The sequence below is a fragment of the Pseudonocardia halophobica genome (assembly GCF_050948485.1).
Lineage (GTDB): Bacteria > Actinomycetota > Actinomycetes > Mycobacteriales > Pseudonocardiaceae > Pseudonocardia > Pseudonocardia halophobica.
The window spans coordinates 7,328,720-7,346,247 of the sequence record NZ_CP192046.1; the positions used below are offsets into that span (position 1 = coordinate 7,328,720).

The following is a 17,528-nucleotide window of genomic DNA, read 5'->3' on the forward strand; positions in this document are numbered from 1 at the left end:
CCCACACCCCGTCGACAGCCCGCGGGACGCTCCTTCGGGTGTGGGCTCCACGTCAGTGGGCTCGAGGGCGCGGCTCTACGGCGCTTTGCGCCTCGGAGCGTCCGCTACCGGCACATGCGGCTGTGCCCGGCACACCCTGTCGACGACGTGTCCCGCCGACCCCTCGGGTGTGCGACAGCGCCGGGGCAGGTGTGCCGCGCCTCGCCGGGTGCGCGGGGGTCCTCTCGGGTCTGCCGGCGAGCCCCGGGCAGGTGTACCGCGCAAGAGCAGGTGTGCCGTGTCCCACGCTGTGCGTCGGGCCGCGGGGTGGACGGGAGGCGCTCCGGACCGGTAGCCACGAGTCCATGCCCCGCGCACTCGTCGTCGTCCACGAGACCGACCCCGTCCGGCAGCGCCGGATCCCGGGGACCGTCCTGCCGGCACTCGCCGAGCAGGGCGTCGAGGCCGAGATCGTGACCTTCCTGGGTGGCGGGGCGGTGCCGGACCCCGCCGACCGCGATCTGGTCGTGGTCATGGGCTCGGCACACGCCGCCTACGACGACGAGCTGCCGTGGCTCGCACCCGAGCTGGCGTTCCTGCACCGGGCCGTCGAGGCCGGCACCCCCGTGCTCGGCATCTGCTTCGGCGGGCAGGCGCTGGCCCGGGCGCTCGGCGGGACCGTCGGCCGGACACCCGAGCCGGAGCGCGGGCTCGTCGACCTGGACACGCGGCAGCCGGACGTGCTCCCGGCGGGGCGGTGGATGGAGTTCCACTACGACGCCTTCACCCTCCCGCCCGGCGCGGAGGAGCTGTCCCGCAACGCCGTCGCCCTCCAGGCCTTCGCCCTCGGCCCCCATCTCGGTCTGCAGTTCCACCCCGAGATCACCCCGGACGTCTTCGCCACCTGGTCCGAGGCCTGGTCGCCCGAGGTGAGCGCGGCCGTCGCGGCCGAGGTGGACCTCGCCGCGGTGCGCGCCGAGCTGGCCGCCCGGGCCGACGAGCTGGCCGACGCCTGCCGCGCCCTGATCGCCGGTTTCCTCGCCCGGGCGGACCTCCCCACCGCGGCGTGAGGTCAGCTCATCCGGCGGGCGTGAACACCAGCGGCACCGACACCGGGGCGCGTGTGAAGACCCCGTGCTCGGGCGGCGGGGCGCCGTCGGCGAACCGGATGTCCTCCATGGCGTCGAGCAGCTGGGCGATACCGACCTCCAGCTCCGTGCGCGCCAGCATGGCGCCCACGCAGAAGTGTCGACCCAGCGCGAACGCGGTGTGGTCGGCCCCGGCGGTGTAGGCCCGCTTCAGGTCGAGGTCGGGCCGGTGCAGGTCGAACTCGTCGGGGTTCGCGTACCGCTCCGGATCCCGGTTCGCCGCGCCGATCAGGCACGTCACCGTGCTCCCCGCCGGCACGACGCCGCCGGAGAGCTCCACGTCCTCGGCCGGCTGCCGCATGATCATGTGCACCGGCGGGGAGAAGCGCAGCGTCTCGGCGAACGCGGCCGCGATCAGCGAGTGGTCGGCACGGACCTCGGCGAGCTGCTCGGGGTGCGCGACGAGGTTCACCATGAGGCTCGCGATCGCCTTGTCGGTGGTCTCGCCGCCCGCGGTGAGCAGCAGGCTGCAGAAGGCCTTGATCTCGTCGTCGCTCATCCGCACGCCGTCGATCTCGGCCGTGCAGAGCGTGGAGAGCAGGTCGTCGCCCGGGTTCGCGCGCCGCGCGGCGATGACCGGGAGCATGTACTCCTCGAACTCGGCCTTCGTCGCCAGGCCCTGCGCGGTGACCTCCTCGTCCCCGGACAGGTTGGACAGGAACGCCATGATCGACGTGTACCAGCGGTGGAAGTGTTCGTGGTCGCTCTTCGGCAGGCCGAGCATGTCGACGATGACGTTGATAGGGAACCGGGTCGCGTAGCGGTCGACCAGGTCGACCTGGCCGTCGGACCGGAAGGCCTCGATCAGCGCGGCGGAGTTGCGCTCGATGACCGGCACGAACTTCTCGGCCAGCTCGCGGCCTCGGAACGCCGGCGCGACCAGGTTGCGGTGCGTCGAGTGCTCCCGGCCGTCCATCTGCAGGATCGTCCGACCGTGGACCGGCTCGAGCTGCCACTCGTAGTTGCGGCTGGTGAAGACCGGGTCCTTGAACGCGCGGACGACGTCGGCGTGCCGGCTGATCACGTACGACGAGGTGGCTTCGTGCCGGATCAACGGGTGGTGCTCGCGCATCACCGCGTAGGCGGTGTACGGGTCGCGGGCGAACTCCGGCGAGAGGATGTCGGGGGCGGCGGGAGCAGCGGGTGCGGACACGAGGGCCTCCGGGGCATCAGGCGGCGTTGTCTAACGTCCGTTTGGTTGCTCGACCGTAACACCGGCCTCACGCCCGGTACCACACCCCGAACCGGTGGCCCTCAGCCGCGGCTGCGCCGCACGAGCAGGCGCCGCGGTCCGCGGAAGCTCACGTTCGGGGAGAAGGTCAGCTCCTGCCCGGCGACCAGCCCGAGGTCCGGGGCGGCGGCCGTGAGCAGCTCGAGGAGGATCCGGAACTCCGAGCGGGCGAGGGGGGCGCCCAGGCAGAAGTGCACACCCTTGCCGAAGGCCAGGTGCGGGCGGGGTTCGCGGCGGAGGTCGAAGGTATCCGGATCGGGGTGGGCTCGCGGGTCGCGTCCCGCCGCGCCGAGCAGGAGCAGCAGGCGGGCGCCCTCCGGCAGGTCGACGCCACCGACCGAGACCGGGCACGTGGTGCGCCGGCGCCAGGCGATCACGCTGGTGTCGTACCGGAGCACCTCCTCGACGGCCGCCGGGATCAGCGCCGGATCGGCACACAGCGCCTCCCATCGGCTGCGGTCCTCGAGCAGCCGGCGCAGGCCGTTGGTCGTGAGGTTCGTCGTGGTCTCGTGGCCGGCGAAGCTCAGCCCGTAGACGACGTTGACGATCTCGTCGACCGTCAGGTCCTCCGGGTCGGCGAGATGGGCCCGGAGGAGGTCACTGGTGTAGTCGTCGGCCGGATCGGCGAGCCGCGCGTGCACGAAGTCCTCGCAGTACCGCCAGTACCGCACCATGTTCCGGGCGATCCCGGTCTGCTCCTCGACGGTCGGCCGCCCCCAGCTGAAGGCCGTGCGGTTGCCGCACCACCCGCGCAGCATCTCCGTGTCCCCGGGCGGGAAGCCGATCAGGGTGAAGATCATCGAGGCGGGCAGCGGGAAGGTCAGGGACTCGACGACGTCGGCCTCCGGCTCGCGCAGCATCGCCCCGATCAGCTCGCCGGCCTTCGCCCGGATTGCCGGCTCCACCACCGCGATCCGTCGCGCCGAGAAGGCGCGCGCGGTGTGGCGGCGGATCCGCGTGTGCTTCGGCGGGTCGCAGTTCGACATCGTCGGAGCGGCGCGGAAGCCCGCCAGGACCTCCCGAGCCTCCGGAGCGGGCGGGAAGATCGGGTCCTGCGCGATCGACGCCGAGAAGGTCGCCGGGTCGCGGAAGACCGCGTCGATGTCGGCGTGCCGGGTGACGGCCCACATGTCGAGGACCGGCAGGTAGGTGACCGGCTCGTGCTCGCGCAGCTCCGCGAGCAGCGGGTACGGGTCGGCGAGGTAGGCCGGGTCGAACGGGTCCACGTCCGCGCGGACCGGGCAGCCACGGGTGTCGGGTGCGGTCATCGTCGACCTCCGTCGTCGGGTGCCCCAGGATGGGCACCATCCCCCGAGCCGGTAAAGCACCGGAGGTCCGACGGATCGAACTCCGGGCCCGGCGGACCCACCCTGACCACCGCCGGGCGGGAGATCCTCCCCGAGGCCCGGTCCTCCTCCGGCGGGCGGCGCCCTTCGTCGAGTGCAGCGGGCCTTTGCGCGCTCAGCGCACGAGCACGGGCAGCGTCTCCACCCCGTAGACGATCGAGGCGTCCCGGAACTCCAGCTCGTCGACCGGCACGGCCAGGCGGAGGTCGGGGAACCGGCGGAACAACGCCGGGTAGGCGGCACGCAGCTCCATCCGGGCCAGCTCGGCGCCGATGCAGCGGTGGATGCCGTGGCCGAAGGCGTAGTGCGAGCCCGGCCCGCGGTGCGGGTCGAAGGTCTCCAGCCGCTCGCCGTCCCGGTCGGCGGAGAGCAGCGAGCAGATCACCGCGTCGCCCTCCTTCACCTCGACCCCGCCGATCTCGACGTCCCGGGTGGCGAACCGCGGGAACGCCACCTGCACGACGGTGAGGTAGCGGAGCAACTCCTCGACGATCGCGCCGGCGGCGGCGTCGTCCTCGCGGACCATCCGGGCAGCCTCGCGGTCCTCGACCAGCGCGAGGGTGCCGAGGGCGAGCATGCTGGCGGTGGTCTCGAACCCGCCGGTCAGGACGCCGTCGGCGAGGCCGGCGAGCTCCTCGTCGTCCACCCGGTCGCCGTGCTCCCGGATGATCATGCCGAGCAGGCCGTCCGTGGGGGCGTCGCGCTGCTTCTTGACCTGCTCGCGCAGGAAGACCAGCGAGTCGGAGATCGCGCCGAGTGAGGCGCTGGCCCCGCCGAGCAGGTCGAACCGCGCGGTGGCGACCTCCTGGAAGGCCTCGCGCTCGGCGTACGGCACCCCGAGCAGCTCGCAGATCACGAGCGACGGGATCGGCAGCGCGAACTCCTCGACGAGGTCGACGGGGCCCGGAGCGGCGTCCATGCGGTCCAGACACTCCCTCACGATCTCCTCGATCCGCGGGGTGAGCCGCGCGAGCCGGCGCATCGTGAACTCGGGGGTGAGGAGCTTGCGCAGCCGGGTGTGCACGGGCGGGTCGGAGAAGCCCAGGCCGCCGGGGTTCTCGCTCTCGGCCATCCCGACCTGCACGGCCAGGTGGTTGAAGTCGCTGGAGTAGGTGTCGACGGAACCGAGGACGGACCGGACCTCGTCACGCCCCGTGACCAGCCAGACGTCGATCTTCAGCGGCAGGTCGAGGCGGCTGACCGGCGCGGCGTCCCGGCTCTCGGCCAGGGCCGGGACCGGGTCGAGCCCGTCGCGGCGCAGCGGCATGAGGGCGGAGTCGGGCAGCAGCGACCCCAGGTCGAGTCCCTTCCGGTTCATGCGGGCCAGCTGACGGCGGACGAACCAGGACGCGAGGCGTGCTCGGAGCGTGGGCAGCACGCGGCCGACCCTAGCGGTGGCTCGTGAACATCCGATGCAAGCACCGCTACGACGCTGAGACACCCCTGAGACGGCGTTCGGGGGAGCGCGGCCCCGGTCCTGGGACCGGGACCGCGCCCTGACCGCACGGCACGAACTCCGTGCCGACCCCCCGTCGGTCACCCACCGGCACGGAGCGTTGCTAGTACGGCCGTACCAGAACCTACCCGCCGCGGCGTGGTAGACAAAGCCCGTGCCGCGCCTCGCCGACCACGACGCCCGGCGGGCGGAGATCGTCGAGGCCCTCTGGCGGGTGCTCCGGCGCGACGGCCTCGCCGGGGTGTCCGTGCGGTCCGTCGCCGCCGAGGCGGGCCTGTCCCCCACCACCCTGCGCTACTACTTCCCGTCGCAGGACGCCCTCCTGCAGACGGCGATGGTCGAGACGGTCACGAGCGGCGCCGCCCGGGTGGTGCCGCTGCTGGTGGAGGCGGTGGACCGCAAGGGCGTCGAGCGGATGCTGCTCGAGCTGCTGCCGGTCGACGAGCGGCAGCGCGCCGACCCCGAGACCTACCTCGCCCTCGCGGCGCACGCCCGGTCGTCGCCGGCGCTGGCGGCGATCAGCGAGGAGACCGGCGCCGGGATCCGCCGGCTCGCCCGCCGGGCCGTCGGCGTCCTCGAGACCAGCGGGGAGCTGCGGCCGGAGCTGGACCCCGAGGCCACCGCCTTCTGCCTCGACGCCCTGCTCCAGGGCCTGATCTTCCAGGGCAGCGCGCGGCCGCGGCTGACCTCGCCGGAGGCGATCCGGCGCACGCTGGCTGCCTACCTGGACCAGATCTGCGGCTAGTTCGCGCCCACCAGCGGCTCGGGGCCGACGAGGTAGTCCGCGTCCCGGGCGTCGGTGATCAGCATGTGGCCGGGCGCGTGCGCGATCGCGAGCGAGGGCCGGGACTCGACGACGGCGGCCTGCGGCGTGACCCCGCATCCCCAGAACACCGGCACCTCGCCCTCCCGGACGGTCACGCCGTCGCCGTAGTCCGGGGCGGCGAGGTCGGCGATGCCCAGCTCACCGGGGTCGCCGACGTGCACGGGTGCGCCGTGCACGGACGGGTAGCGGGCCGTGACGGCGATCGCCGTGTCCACCAGGTGCTCCGGGACCGGGCGCATGGAGACGACCATCGGGCCGCCGAGCGTCCCGGCACCGCGGCACCGCCGGCTCGTCCGGTACATCGGGACGTTGCGGCCCTCCTCGACGTGCCGCACCGGGACGCCCGCGGCCAGCAGCGCCCGCTCGAAGGTGAAGCTGCAGCCGACGAGGAAGGCGACCAGGTCGTCGCGCCAGAACTCGCGGGCGTCGGGCGTCTCGGCGACCTGCACGCCGTCGCGGTAGATCCGGTAGAGCGGGATGTCGGTGCGGACGTCGCCGTCGAGGATCGGGCCACCGAACTCGCCCGGCTCCAGGACGTCGAGCACCGGGCAGGGCTGCGGGTTGCGCTGCGCGAACAGCAGGAAGTCCCAGGCCAGCTCGCGGGGCAGGGCGATGAGGTTGGCCTGGGTGAATCCGGCACACCAGCCGGCGGTCGGGGTCACGAGGCCGGCTCGGAAGCGGTGGCGGGCCTCGGCGGGGGTCAGGTTCTGCACGTGTTCTCCCTGGTCAGCCCCTGTGAGCGGCGACAGTCGCCATGACGAGCATCGCCACTCACAGGGTGATGCGGACGGGTTGGCCGGGGCGGACCTGGGCGGCGCGGTCGACGTCGGCGTCGCGCAGGACCGCGATCACGGGGTAGCCGCCGGTCACGGGGTGGTCGGCGAGGAAGACGACGGGTTCGCCGCCCGGCGGCAGCTGGATCGCCCCGCGGGTGAGGCCCTCGCTGGGCAGCGAGCCGGCGCCCTCGGCGACCTCCAGCGTCGCGCCCTCGAGCCGCATCCCGACGCGGTCGGTGCGGCCGGAGGCGACCCACCGCGCGGTGGCCAGCGCCCGGGGGTCGACGGCGTGCTCGGCATGCGGTCCGGAGATCGCGCGCAGCGTGACGAGCCCCGCGGGGGGCGTCGCGACGGGCGCGAAGTCGATCGACGGAAACTCCGTCGGCTCCGGCCCGACCGGCAGCTCCGCGCCCTTCTCCAGCGGCTCGGGCCCGATGCCGGACAGGACGTCCGTGCTGCGCGAGCCCAGCACCGGCGGCACCGTGATCCCGCCGCGAACGCACAGGTAGGTGCGCAGGCCGGTGGGCGGTGGGCCGAGCCGTAGCTCCTGCCCCCGCCGGAGCCGGACGTGCGCGTGGTGGCCGACCGGGCGTCCGTCGACGGTCGCCGGGGCGGGCGCGCCGGTCAGCGCGACCAGCAGGTCCTTCCCGGCCCGGGCGGCGAACCCGCCGAGGAGGATCTCGACGCCGGCGGCGCCCTCGTCGTTGCCCAGCAGGCGGTTGCCGAGCCGCAGCGCGGCCCGGTCGGCGGCCCCGGAGCGCCCGACGCCGATCGCCGCCAGCCCGGGCCGCCCCAGGTCCTGGACCAGCGCCTGGGGACCGGCGTCGAGGACCTCGATCACGACGCCTCCACGAACCGGACCTCGGCGCCCGGTTGCAGCAGCGCGGGCGGGTCGCGGTCGAGGTCCCAGAGCTGCGCGTCCGTGCGGCCGATCAGCTGCCACCCGCCGGGCGACGACCGCGGGTAGACCCCGCTGAACTCCCCGGCCAGCCCCACGGACCCGGCCGGGACCTTGGTGCGGGCCTCCTCGCGGCGCGACACCTGCAGCCGCGGGTCGCCGCCGGACAGGTAGGCGAAACCGGGCGCGAACCCGCCGAAGGCCACCCGCCACGGCGTGCCGGTGTGGGCCGCGACGATCTCCGCACGGTCCAGCCCGGTCAGCCGGGCGACGTCGTCGAGGTCCGGGCCGTCGTAGACCACCGGGATCTCGACGGTTCCGGCCGGCGCGCCCGCCTCGGCCGGCCGGACCTCGAGCGCGTCGACGTCCGCACGCAGCCGCCCGAGGTCGGTGCCGGGTCGGGCGACGAGCAGCACGGTCCGCGCCGCCGGGACGACGTCGAGCACCCCGGGCAGCTCCGCCTCCCGGCAGGCGTCGGCGAGCGCCACGACCTGCGCGATCTCCCCCTCGGGTTCGAGGAGCAGCGCGGCGTCGCCGTAGGGCAGGACCCTCACACGAACCCCTTCAGCTCCACGCCGGCCTTCTCCAGCCCCGCACGGACGGCGGTGGCCATGCCGACCGCGCCCGGGGAGTCCCCGTGCACGCAGGCGGACTCGGCGGACACCCGCACGTCCGAGCCGTCGACGGCCCGGACCACGCCCTCGTCGAGCATCCGGAGCAGGCGCGCGGTGACCTCCTCCGGATCGTGCAGGACGGCGCCCTCCTCGCGCCGGGAGACCAGCGCGCCCTCGGGGGTGTACCCGCGGTCGACGAAGAACTCGGGCACCCCGCGCAGGCCCGCCTCCTCGGCCGCGCGCAGCAGCTCCGAGCCGGGCAGGCCGAGGACCGGCAGCGCCGCGTCGTACTCGGCGACCGCGGTGACCACGGCCTTCGCCTGCTCCCGGTGGTGCACGGTCGCGTTGTAGAGGGCCCCGTGCGGCTTGACGTACCGGACGGTCGTCCCGGCCACCCGGCACATCGCCTCCAGCCCGCCGATCTGGAAGAGCACGTCGGCGGTGAGGTCCGCGGGCGGCACGTCGATGAACCGGCGGCCGAAGCCCGCGAGGTCGCGGTAGGCGACCTGCGCGCCCACCACCACCCCGTTCGCCGCGGCGCCCGCGACGGTCCGGCGCAGCGTCGACGGGTCCCCGGCGTGGAAGCCGCACGCGACGTTCGCACTGGTCACCAGGCCGAGCATGGCCTCGTCGTCGCCGAGCTCCCAGCGGCCGAAGGACTCGCCGAGGTCGGAGTTCAGGTCGAAGCTCATGTGAACAGGCTGCCCACCGCAGCCAGCGAGGACCAGCCCAGGTAGAGCGCGATCAGCCAGGCGAGGACGCCCACGCCGAGCAGCCAGCGCGGGTAGCGGTAGCCGCCGAGCAGGTCGCGGCGCCGCCAGGCCACCCAGAGGATCACGGTGAACCCGATGGGCAGGATCAGACCGTTGAAGGCGCCCGCGAACACCAGCAGCGTGACGGGCGCGGCGCCGATCAGCAGGTACGCCAGCGCGCTCAGGGCGATGAAGCCGACGGTCAGCAGGTTCCGCGTGCGCGGCGAGGTCCGCTCGGTGGTGAAGAAGGAGACGGACGTGTAGGCCGCGCCGACCACCGAGGTGATCGCGGCCGCCCACAGGATCACGCCGAACAGGCGCAGCCCGACCTGCCCGGCCGCGGCCTGGAACGCGCTCGCCGCGGGGTTGTCCTTCGCCAGCGCGACGCCGCCCGCAACCACGCCGAGCACCGCGAGGAACAGCACCACCCGCATCACGCCGGTGACGATGATGCCGAGCACCGAGCTGCGGGTGATCGGCCCGACGTTCTCGGGCCCGGTCACGCCGGAGTCGAGCATCCGGTGGGCGCCGGCGTAGGTGATGTACCCGCCGACCGTGCCGCCGATCAGGGTGGTGATGGCCAGGAAGTTGACCGTGTCCGGCAGCACGAAGCTGCGCAGCGCCTCGCCGAGCGGGGGCTGCGAGACGATCGCGACGTACGCCGTCATGCCGATCATCAGGACGCCCAGCAGCACCACGATCCGGTCCAGCGCGACCCCGGCCCGCTTGCTCAGGAAGATCGCGATCGCGATCGCCGCCGAGATCGCGCCGCCGATCTTCGTGTCGAGCCCCAGCATCGCGTTCAGGCCGAGGCCGGTCCCGCCGACGTTGCCGATGTTGAAGACGAACCCGCCGATCAGCACCAGCGCGGCGAGCACCCAGCCGACGCCCGGTGCCACCCGGTTGCCCAGGTCCTGGGCGCGGCGGCCGGAGACGCCGACGACCCGCCAGACGTTCAGCTGCACGGCGACGTCGATCAGGATGGACACCAGGATCGCGAACGCGAAGGCCGCGCCGAGCTGGACGGTGAAGGTCGTGGTCTGGGTGATGAAGCCGGGGCCGATGGCGCTGGTCGCCATCAGGAACATCGCGCCGAGCAGCGCGCCGCGGCCGCCCTTCGCGACGGCGGTGGTCGGGCGCGTGGCCGCGCGGCCCCGCTCCTCGCCGTCCGGTCTGCCGGTGCCGCCGCCCTGGCCGTCCGGGCCCGCGTCCCGCGCCCGCACCGCCGGGTCGCCGTCCTGTGCCTTGCCGCCGTTCGCGCTCACGTGCCCTCCCGCCGGACATGACCGGGACCACACCCGGTCGTTCAGGTGGTGAGCGTAAGAATTGCTCAACAATTCAGCAAGAGGAAGCGTGGATGCGGAAACACGATGGTCACGTAGGCTCTGCCCGTGACGATCGCGGATCCGGCCGGCGCCGCTCTCGCCTCGCTCACCGGGGCGCGGGCCCTCGTCGCCCGCACCTCCACGGCCGAACGCGTGGCCGATGCCGTGCGTAACGAGGTGGTCGAGGGTCGCTTGCGCCCTGGCGGCCGACTACCCGAGCAGGCGCTGTCCCATGCGCTCGGAGTCTCCCGGAACACGGTGCGTGAGGCCCTGTCACAGCTGGTCGCGGAGCGGGTGCTGGTCCGCGAGCCGAACCGCGGGGTGTTCGTCGCCGTGCCCGACGCCGAGGCGGTCCGCGACGTCTACCGCGCCCGGCTGCTCATCGAGCCCGCCGCCGTCCGGGAGGGCGAGCGCGCGGACGACCCGGAGGCCGTCGGACGGCTGCGGGCGGCCGTGCGGGAGGGCCGCGAGGCCGCCGCGCAGGACGACTGGCCCGGGGTCGCCGGCGCCAACCAGCACTTCCACCGCGCGCTCGTCGGGCTGGCCGGCAGCGCCCGGCTCGACCAGCAGATGGGCCTGCTGCTCGCCGAGATGCGGCTGGTCTTCCACCGGATGACCTCGGTGCGGGAGTTCCACGAGCCCTACCTCGACGGCAACGACGCCATCACCCGACTCGTCGAGTCCGGCGAGCGCGAGCGGGCGGCGGCCGAGGTCGCGAGCTACCTGCGCACCGCCGAGGCGCAGATCCTGGCGGCGTTCGCGAACCTGTGACGGCTCACATTCCGTGGAGCGCTCCACCCCGCCTGCCGCAGGATGGAGTCCCACGGAAGGGACCGGATGACGCACGTGCTCTCGATGGGCCGGATGAAGCCCTCGCTGGCAGAGACCCCGGCCACGAGGTACGAGGCCCCGACCCCGCCGCCGGCCGGGCCCGAGCGGGACGCCTGGCTGGAGGAGTCCGGCGCGAAGGTCCGGGTGCTGGTCAGCACCGGCAGCACACCCGTCGACGCGGCGCCGCTCGAGGCCCTCGGGCCCGAGGGGTACCTGGTCAACATCGCGCGCGGCAGCGTCGTGGACCACGAGGCGCTCGCCGCACTGCTGCAGGCGGGCGGGCTGGGCGGCGCCGGGCTCGACGTCTTCGCCGACGAGCCGCGCGTCCCCGAGGAGCTGTTCGGGCTGGACACCGTCGTGCTGCTGCCGCACCTGGCCAGCGGCACGGTCGAGACCCGCGCGGCGATGGAGCGGGTCGTCCTGGAAAACCTCGACCGCTTCCTGGCCGACGGCACGCTGGTCACCCCCGTCCCGTGAGCGCCTGGCAGCTCGCCTTCCTGTTCGTGGCCGGGATCGGCGGCGGCCTCACCGGCTCCGTCGCCGGACTGGCCTCGCTGGTCTGGTACCCCGCGCTGCTCGCCGTCGGGCTGCCGCCGGTGATCGCCAACGTCACCAACACCGTCGCGATGCTCGGGACGACCGTGGGCTCGGTCGCCGGGTCCCGCCCCGAGCTCGTCGGGCAGGGCCGGACGCTGCTGCGGCTCTGCCTGCTCACCGGCGTCGGCGGGGCCGCGGGCGGCGCGTTGCTGCTGCTCACGCCGTCGGACACGTTCGAGGTGATCGTGCCGTGGCTGATCGCCCTGGCCTCGGTGCTGCTGGTGGCGGCGCCGCGGCTGCGGCGGTGGGCCGAGCGCCGCGCCGAGTCGTCGGGCACGATCCGGGGCGCCACCCCGCTCGGCCCCCTCACCCTCGTCGCCGCGTTCGGGGTCGCGCTCTACGGCGGCTACTTCGGGGCCGCGGCGGGCGTGATGATGCTGGCCCTGCTGTCGGTGGCGTGGTCGCAGAGCCTCGCCCGCTCCAACGCCGCGAAGAATCTCGCGACCGGCGCGGCCAACCTGGTCGCGGCGGTGGTGTTCGCGATCGTCGCGCCCGTGAACTGGGCCGCGGTCGGGGTGCTGGCCGCCGGGCTGCTCCTCGGGGCCCGGATCGGGCCGGCGATCGTCCGGCGGGTGCCGGCCACGCCGCTGCGGATCGCCATCGGGCTCGCCGGACTCGGCCTGGCCGTGAGCCTGTGGATCCAGGCGTGAGCGATGACTTCGGCCGCGCGGGCCGGTCCTCCCTGGCATGACGACGATCCAGCCGATCCTCGTGACGGCCGACCTCCCCGGGATGCTCGCCTTCTACCGCGGCCTGCTCGACGCCGAGGAGACCCTGCGCCAGCCGCCCGAGGGCGAGCCGTTCTACGTCGGGTTGCGGGCGGGCGCGGCCGAGTTCGGCCTGGTCGACGACGAGAAGGCGCCCGCCGGGCCGGGCCGCGTCCTGCTCAGCATCGACGTCGACGACGTGCGGGCGCGCCTCGAGCGCGTCGAGCCGCTCGGCGGCACGGTCCTCGGCCCGCCCAACGACATGCCCTGGGGCCAGCGGGTGGCGCACATCCAGGACCCCGACGGCAACGCGGTCAACCTGACCCAGCCGGTCCCGGCCTAACGGTCGCCGAGATCGGGTCGAGCCTCCCCGCACACCGACGCGAGGAGGCCCCCGTGCGACGCCTGACCCTGCTGCTGACGTTCGAGCCCCAGGCCACGCCCCCGGAGGGCGAGCCGCCCGTCCTCGCGGTGAAGTCTGGCAGCGGCCGGGTCACGGTGCTCGACGGCGACCCGGGCGACGCGCCGGACCTCGCGAGCTACGAGAGCCGCGTGCAGCTCACGGGGCAGACCACGTTCGACGAGGTGGGGACCATGAACCTCGGCGACGGCACGCTGGACCTCACGACCATCGGGCAGGGGTCGATGGAGCCCTCGGCCGAGGGCGAGCCGGTCATGCAGGGCACGATCGCGTGGCGGGTCGCCGGCCGCGGTCGCTACGCCGGTGCGACCGGCACGATCGTCTCCAGCTTCATCGCCGACCTGTCCACCGGCGCGGCCGTCGAGCGGCAGGTCGTGCGGCTCTTCCTGCCCTGAGGCTCAGGAGAGGGCGACCAGGACGGCGGCGGCGAGCGCCACGACCAGGCCGAGCACCTGCCCGCGGGACAGGCGCTCGCCGAGCACGGCGACGCCGATCACCGCCGGGACGAGCGGGTAGAGCGAGGAGAGCACCACCGCCACGGTCACGAACTCGCTCTGCGCCGCGACCAGGTAGGCGCCCAGCGCCACGGCGGCGAGCACGCCGGCGCCGCCCGCCGCGACCGCCTCCCGGGCCCCGGCCCGCCGCTCGCCGTCCGTGCCGGCGGCGTGCATCAGCGTGCAGGCCAGGACGCCGACCGCGGCGAGCGCGGCGACCCGGCCGGCGAGGACGGGCCACAGCCCGGACGCGGGGCCGGCCCGGGCCAGCGCGAGGTACTGGATCGCGATCCCGACGCCGGAGACCAGCCCGTCCGCCACCGCGCCCGGCGCCGCCCCGTTCCGTGCCGGACCGCCCGACGCGCGGGAGACCAGCCACAGCGCGGGCAGGGCCAGCCCGACGCCGAGCCAGGTCGGCCAGGCGGGCCGTTCGCCGAGCACCGTGGCCCCGACCAGGACGGGGAGGGCGACCCCGCCGACCGCGCTCACCGGGACGACGACCGACATCGCGCCCCGGCCCATGCCGCGGAAGAGGAACGCCATCGCCAGCCCGGTCCCGAGACCGGACAGCCCACCCCACAGGAGGTCGGGGACCGCCGGCGGCGCGGGCGCCAGGAGGGGTGCGGCGACCGCCACCGCGAGCAGCCCGCCGAGCTGGCCGAGGAAGGCCACGTGCACGGCCCGCATCCGGCGCGCGACGACGCCCCCGACGACGTCGGACAGCCCGTAGCTCAGCGCGGAGACCAGGGCGAGGGCGGCGCCCACGGTCACCGCTCCCGCTCGGCCTGCCCGACGGGGCAGACCGCTCCGTCCGTGCAGCAGGCCCGGTCGCAGAGCCGGCAGAGCACCTCCGCGCTGCCGACCTCGGTGTAGAGCCGACCGAGGAGTCCCTCGAGGAGGCGGGTCAGGACGCGGCGGTCGTCCTCGTCGAGCCCGGCCAGGGCCTGCTCCGTGCCCGCCGCCCTGGAGGTGAGGACCTCCCGGACCGTCCGCTCCCCGGCCGCGGTGAGCGTGACCGGGACCGTCCGGCCCTCGCCGGGGCCGCGGAGGGCGAGGCCCGCCGCCTCCAGGGACATCACCATCCGCGCGGTGGCCGGCTGGGACAGCCCCACCCGTCGGCCGAGTTCGGTCACGCTCACCCCGGGCGCGTGGGCGAGGACGACCAGCGCTGCGGCCCCGCTCACGCTCACCCCGGCCGCTTCCCGCACCCGGGCCAGCATCAGGTCGGACAGGGCGAGCGCGGCAGCGCCGAGCAGGTTGCCGAGGCGCGACTCATGCATGAGTTATGCATACCCTCGTTCGCGGGTCTCACTCCTGAGCGAGCGTTCAGTTCCGGGCGGTTTCCTGGTAGTCCTGATCCATGGCCCGTCTCACGAAGCTCAGCCGGTCGGTCGCCGACCGGGTCGTCCTCGTCACCGGCGCCGCCAGCGGGATGGGGCGCGCGACCGCCCACCTGCTCGCCGACGAGGGCGCGAAGGTCGGGATCGTCGACCGCGACGCCGACGGCCTCAAGGCCGTGGCCGACGAGATCCGCGGCGTCGGGGCGACGGTGCACCCCGTCGTCGCCGACGTGTCGGACCCCGCCGCGCCGGCCGCCGCCGTCGCCGAGGTCCGCCAGGAGCTCGGCCCGCTCGACGGGCTGGTCAACAACGCCGGCGTCAGCATCCACCTGCCCTTCTCCGACGACGGGTTCGCCGAGGCCTGGGCCACCACCCTCGCCGTGAACCTCACCGCGCAGACCCTGTTCGCCCGCGCCGCGCTGCCCGACCTGGTCCGCAACGGCGACGGCCGGATCGTCAACATCGCCTCCACCGAGGGCCTGGGCGCGACGGCCCAGATCGCCCCGTACACGAGCTCGAAGCACGGCGTGATCGGCCTGACCCGCTCGCTCGCCGTCGAGTACGGCAAGACCGGCGTGACCGTGAACTGCGTGTGCCCGGGCCCGATCCGCACCGGCATGACCGCCCGGATCCCGGACGCCGACAAGGAGGTCTTCGCCCGCCGCCGGACCGCGCTGCGGCGCTACGGGGACCCGGAGGAGGTCGCGCACGCCACGGTGTCGCTGCTGATGCCCGCCTCGTCGTTCATCACCGGCGCGACGATCGTGGTGGACGGGGGGCTCACGATCCGGAACGCCTAGCTCCGGGGCCCCGGACCCCCGGCCCGGGATACTCGCGCGGCCGCTCGCCCGCTCGTCGACGAACCTGAGAACAGGGCACCGCACGTCCGGCCGAGCCGGCTGCTCCCCCCGGAGCAACCCGTGGCCATTCACCTCGCCGTGGGCACGAATCGGCGGTGCGGACGCAACCTCCCCTTCAGGTCGCGCGTCCTCCCGTCGTGCCGGGCCTACCGTCTCCGCCGACACGAGAGGAGACGCCGATGGGCCGCACGCACCTCATCCTGGCCGGTCTCGCCGCCGGGGTCCTCAGCCTGAGCGCCTGCGGTTCCGGGGCGCAGGACGAGCAGGTCACCCCGCAGGCACAGACCCAGATGCAGGGTCACGACATGTCGTCCATGCAGGGCCACGACATGTCGAACATGAGCGGCGACATGGCCGGCATGCACCACGGCGACGGCGGCGTCGAGCTGTGGGCCGTGCAGAGCGGGCCGCTCGGCACGGTCGTCACCGACGCGGCGGGGCACGTGATGCACCGCTACGACAACGACTCCGCCACCCCGTCGACGACGACCTGCACCGAGGACTGCGCCGCGGAGTGGCCGCCGGTGCTGCTCGGCGACGGACAGCAGCCCGAGCTGATGGGCGTCGACGCGAGCAAGGTCGGCACGGTCACGCGCGAGGACGGCACCAAGCAGGTCACCCTCGCCGGCTGGCCGCTCTACCGCTACGCCGGCGACGACGGCAGCCTCACCACCACCGCGGGGCAGGGCACCGGCGGGACGTGGTTCGCCGTGGCGCCCGACGGCTCCAAGGCCGCCACCCCCTGACGGACGCCCTCAGCGGCGGACCGACAGGACGTAGTCGCCCAGGTCCTCGTCGCGCTCCATCTCGACGAGACCGCGGGCGCGGGCGGCCCGGACGAAGGTCAGGAAGCCGTTGAAGCCGTAGCGCTTCTCGCTGAAGTCCGGGCGCCGCTTGCGCAGCTGGTTCTTCAGCCCGGACAGCTGCGGGCGACCCAGGGCGCGGACGACCTCCACGAGCAGGCCGAACGCGTCGTCGTCCGGCCCGGGCTCCGGGAACGTCACCGAGGGGTCGCCCTGGGCCGCCCCCTCGCCGAGCTCGACCACCCTCTCCTCCTGGAGATGGCGGAGCAGCTCGCCGAAGCCGCGGAAGCCCCAGTCCGCCTCGTCGAACGTCGGGTCCTTGCGCAGGATCGCCCGCTTGAGGCGCGAGGCGAGGACCGGGCCGTCGGTGTGGCGCTGCAGGCCCGCGAGGGTGCTGGCCACGAGCTTGCCGACGTCCTCCCGCTCCTCGTCCTCCGTGTCCTCCGCGGCTTCCGCGGGCTCCGGCTCGGGGGCCGGCACCGGGTCCGGCTCGACGACGACGATCCGGCTCCTGGATCGTCGCGGGGCCGGCCGGGGCTCCACCCCGGGCAGGCGGTCGTAGAACAGGAACTCGTCGCAGGCCGGCGGCAGCAGCCGCGACGTCGACGACTCCACCCCGATCCCGATCACGCGCTTGTCCATCTCGCGCAGCTTGTGGACGAGCGGGGTGAAGTCCGAGTCGCCGGTGCCGATCGCGAACGTGGTGATGAAGCCGCGCTCGTAGGCCAGCTCGATCGCGTCGACGGCGAGCTTGATGTCCGCGGCGTTCTTGCGGGCCACCCCGAGCCGCTGCGGGATCTCGATCAGCTCCACCTGCTGCCGGGCGAGCAGCCTGCGGTCCTCGTCGAAGGCCGACCAGTCCGCGTACGCCCGCCGGGCCACCACCCGGCCCCGCTCGGCCAGCGCGTCCGCCACCGGGCCCAGGTCGAAGGGCGCCACACCCAGCCCGTCGCGCGCACCGATCGCGAGGTTCTCGTAGTCGAGGAACAGCGCGATCCGCTCGTCGTCGTTCTCCACCGGGCGGAGCCTAGCGAGGGCGATGGTGTGCCACGTCCTGAGCGAGCGCGGCACGCCAGGTGGGTTGTCGCCGATGAGTACGCAGGCCGAGGACGGTCTCCCGTCCA

At 74.4% G+C, this 17,528-nt stretch carries 20 protein-coding genes; 9 read left to right on the top strand and 11 right to left on the bottom strand.

The features are described from left to right. Positions 1–344: 344 nt before the first annotated feature. Complete coding sequence (locus ACQP04_RS35030) at positions 345–1,049, top strand: type 1 glutamine amidotransferase (protein WP_433504716.1); 705 nt, start codon at positions 345–347, stop codon at positions 1,047–1,049. Positions 1,050–1,056: 7 nt separating this feature from the next. Here ACQP04_RS35030 and ACQP04_RS35035 read toward each other — a convergent pair whose 3' ends face one another. The 3 genes from ACQP04_RS35035 to ACQP04_RS35045 form a co-directional block, all read right to left on the bottom strand. Next, a complete protein-coding gene (locus ACQP04_RS35035; RefSeq protein WP_433504717.1) occupies positions 1,057–2,280 on the bottom strand; it encodes a cytochrome P450 in 1,224 nt (407 codons plus the stop codon). A 101-nt stretch (positions 2,281–2,381) separates the two neighbouring features. After that, complete coding sequence (locus tag ACQP04_RS35040) at positions 2,382–3,626, bottom strand: cytochrome P450 (RefSeq protein ID WP_433504718.1); 1,245 nt, start codon at positions 3,624–3,626, stop codon at positions 2,382–2,384. Between the two features lie 193 nt (positions 3,627–3,819). After that, positions 3,820–5,022 carry a cytochrome P450 gene (locus ACQP04_RS35045; protein WP_433508498.1) on the bottom strand — a complete coding sequence of 401 codons (1,203 nt, stop codon included), beginning with the start codon at positions 5,020–5,022 and terminating at the stop codon, positions 3,820–3,822. 292 nt (positions 5,023–5,314) lie between these two features. Between ACQP04_RS35045 and ACQP04_RS35050 the strand changes: the two genes are divergently transcribed. Beyond that, a complete protein-coding gene (locus ACQP04_RS35050; protein ID WP_433504719.1) occupies positions 5,315–5,905 on the top strand; it encodes a TetR/AcrR family transcriptional regulator in 591 nt (196 codons plus the stop codon). Here the strand turns inward: ACQP04_RS35050 and ACQP04_RS35055 are convergent. Genes ACQP04_RS35055 through ACQP04_RS35075 form a run of 5 tightly spaced genes read right to left on the bottom strand, consistent with a single transcriptional unit; the run spans position 5,902 to position 10,126 of the window. Next, a complete protein-coding gene (locus ACQP04_RS35055; RefSeq protein ID WP_433504720.1) occupies positions 5,902–6,699 on the bottom strand; it encodes a putative hydro-lyase in 798 nt (265 codons plus the stop codon). The two genes, ACQP04_RS35050 and ACQP04_RS35055, sit on opposite strands and share 4 nt — an antisense overlap. A 58-nt stretch (positions 6,700–6,757) precedes the next feature. Next, entirely contained in the window at positions 6,758–7,603 is an 846-nt protein-coding gene (locus ACQP04_RS35060) for a biotin-dependent carboxyltransferase family protein (protein ID WP_433504721.1), read from the bottom strand. Continuing rightward, the gene (locus ACQP04_RS35065; RefSeq protein WP_433504722.1) at positions 7,600–8,214 is read right to left on the bottom strand and encodes a 5-oxoprolinase subunit B family protein; all 615 of its coding nucleotides are present in this window, start codon (positions 8,212–8,214) and stop codon (positions 7,600–7,602) included. The genes ACQP04_RS35060 and ACQP04_RS35065 overlap by 4 nt, the downstream gene beginning before the upstream one ends. Beyond that, positions 8,211–8,966, bottom strand: coding sequence for a LamB/YcsF family protein (locus ACQP04_RS35070; RefSeq protein ID WP_433504723.1), 756 nt, complete (start codon positions 8,964–8,966; stop codon positions 8,211–8,213). The genes ACQP04_RS35065 and ACQP04_RS35070 overlap by 4 nt, the downstream gene beginning before the upstream one ends. Then, positions 8,963–10,126, bottom strand: coding sequence for an NRAMP family divalent metal transporter (locus tag ACQP04_RS35075; protein WP_433508499.1), 1,164 nt, complete (start codon positions 10,124–10,126; stop codon positions 8,963–8,965). Before ACQP04_RS35075 ends, ACQP04_RS35070 begins: the two co-directional genes overlap by 4 nt. A gap of 291 nt (positions 10,127–10,417) precedes the next feature. Here ACQP04_RS35075 and ACQP04_RS35080 point away from each other — a divergent pair, with 291 nt between their 5' ends. From ACQP04_RS35080 to ACQP04_RS35100, 5 genes are all read left to right on the top strand, one after another. Continuing rightward, on the top strand, positions 10,418–11,122 hold the full coding sequence (locus ACQP04_RS35080) for a GntR family transcriptional regulator (RefSeq protein WP_433504724.1): 705 nt from the start codon (positions 10,418–10,420) through the stop codon (positions 11,120–11,122). Positions 11,123–11,188: 66 nt separating this feature from the next. Further along, positions 11,189–11,659: an NAD(P)-dependent oxidoreductase gene (locus ACQP04_RS35085; protein ID WP_433504725.1), complete on the top strand. Its 471-nt coding sequence runs from the start codon at positions 11,189–11,191 to the stop codon at positions 11,657–11,659. After that, positions 11,656–12,429 (top strand): sulfite exporter TauE/SafE family protein, encoded by a 774-nt coding sequence (locus tag ACQP04_RS35090; RefSeq protein WP_433504726.1) that lies wholly within the window; start codon positions 11,656–11,658, stop codon positions 12,427–12,429. The genes ACQP04_RS35085 and ACQP04_RS35090 overlap by 4 nt, the downstream gene beginning before the upstream one ends. A 37-nt stretch (positions 12,430–12,466) precedes the next feature. Then, a complete protein-coding gene (locus ACQP04_RS35095) occupies positions 12,467–12,829 on the top strand; it encodes a VOC family protein (RefSeq protein ID WP_433504727.1) in 363 nt (120 codons plus the stop codon). A gap of 53 nt (positions 12,830–12,882) precedes the next feature. Beyond that, positions 12,883–13,302 carry a hypothetical protein gene (locus ACQP04_RS35100; RefSeq protein ID WP_433504728.1) on the top strand — a complete coding sequence of 140 codons (420 nt, stop codon included), beginning with the start codon at positions 12,883–12,885 and terminating at the stop codon, positions 13,300–13,302. Between the two features lie 3 nt (positions 13,303–13,305). On the opposite strand, the gene ACQP04_RS35105 is transcribed toward ACQP04_RS35100, so the two are convergent. Then, positions 13,306–14,172 carry an EamA family transporter gene (locus ACQP04_RS35105; RefSeq protein ID WP_433504729.1) on the bottom strand — a complete coding sequence of 289 codons (867 nt, stop codon included), beginning with the start codon at positions 14,170–14,172 and terminating at the stop codon, positions 13,306–13,308. Beyond that, positions 14,169–14,681, bottom strand: coding sequence for a MarR family winged helix-turn-helix transcriptional regulator (locus tag ACQP04_RS35110; RefSeq protein ID WP_433504730.1), 513 nt, complete (start codon positions 14,679–14,681; stop codon positions 14,169–14,171). Before ACQP04_RS35110 ends, ACQP04_RS35105 begins: the two co-directional genes overlap by 4 nt. Positions 14,682–14,761: 80 nt before the next feature. On the opposite strand from ACQP04_RS35110, the gene ACQP04_RS35115 reads away from it, so the two are divergent. Then, a complete protein-coding gene (locus tag ACQP04_RS35115; protein ID WP_037052297.1) occupies positions 14,762–15,541 on the top strand; it encodes an SDR family NAD(P)-dependent oxidoreductase in 780 nt (259 codons plus the stop codon). Between the two features lie 239 nt (positions 15,542–15,780). Then, the gene (locus tag ACQP04_RS35120; RefSeq protein ID WP_433504731.1) at positions 15,781–16,347 is read left to right on the top strand and encodes a hypothetical protein; all 567 of its coding nucleotides are present in this window, start codon (positions 15,781–15,783) and stop codon (positions 16,345–16,347) included. 9 nt (positions 16,348–16,356) lie between these two features. Here ACQP04_RS35120 and ACQP04_RS35125 read toward each other — a convergent pair whose 3' ends face one another. After that, a complete protein-coding gene (locus ACQP04_RS35125) occupies positions 16,357–17,421 on the bottom strand; it encodes an NYN domain-containing protein (protein ID WP_433504732.1) in 1,065 nt (354 codons plus the stop codon). Positions 17,422–17,528 lie beyond the last annotated feature (107 nt).

Coding starts and splice junctions, on each gene's coding strand:
- ACQP04_RS35030 (WP_433504716.1), top strand. CDS start 345: ATGCCCCGCGCACTCGTCGTCGTCCACGAGACCGACCCCGTCCGGCAG.
- ACQP04_RS35040 (WP_433504718.1), bottom strand. CDS start 3,626: ATGACCGCACCCGACACCCGTGGCTGCCCGGTCCGCGCGGACGTGGAC.
- ACQP04_RS35045 (WP_433508498.1), bottom strand. CDS start 5,022: ATGAACCGGAAGGGACTCGACCTGGGGTCGCTGCTGCCCGACTCCGCC.
- ACQP04_RS35070 (WP_433504723.1), bottom strand. CDS start 8,966: ATGAGCTTCGACCTGAACTCCGACCTCGGCGAGTCCTTCGGCCGCTGG.
- ACQP04_RS35085 (WP_433504725.1), top strand. CDS start 11,189: ATGACGCACGTGCTCTCGATGGGCCGGATGAAGCCCTCGCTGGCAGAG.
- ACQP04_RS35095 (WP_433504727.1), top strand. CDS start 12,467: ATGACGACGATCCAGCCGATCCTCGTGACGGCCGACCTCCCCGGGATG.
- ACQP04_RS35110 (WP_433504730.1), bottom strand. CDS start 14,681: ATGCATGAGTCGCGCCTCGGCAACCTGCTCGGCGCTGCCGCGCTCGCC.
- ACQP04_RS35115 (WP_037052297.1), top strand. CDS start 14,762: ATGGCCCGTCTCACGAAGCTCAGCCGGTCGGTCGCCGACCGGGTCGTC.
- ACQP04_RS35120 (WP_433504731.1), top strand. CDS start 15,781: ATGGGCCGCACGCACCTCATCCTGGCCGGTCTCGCCGCCGGGGTCCTC.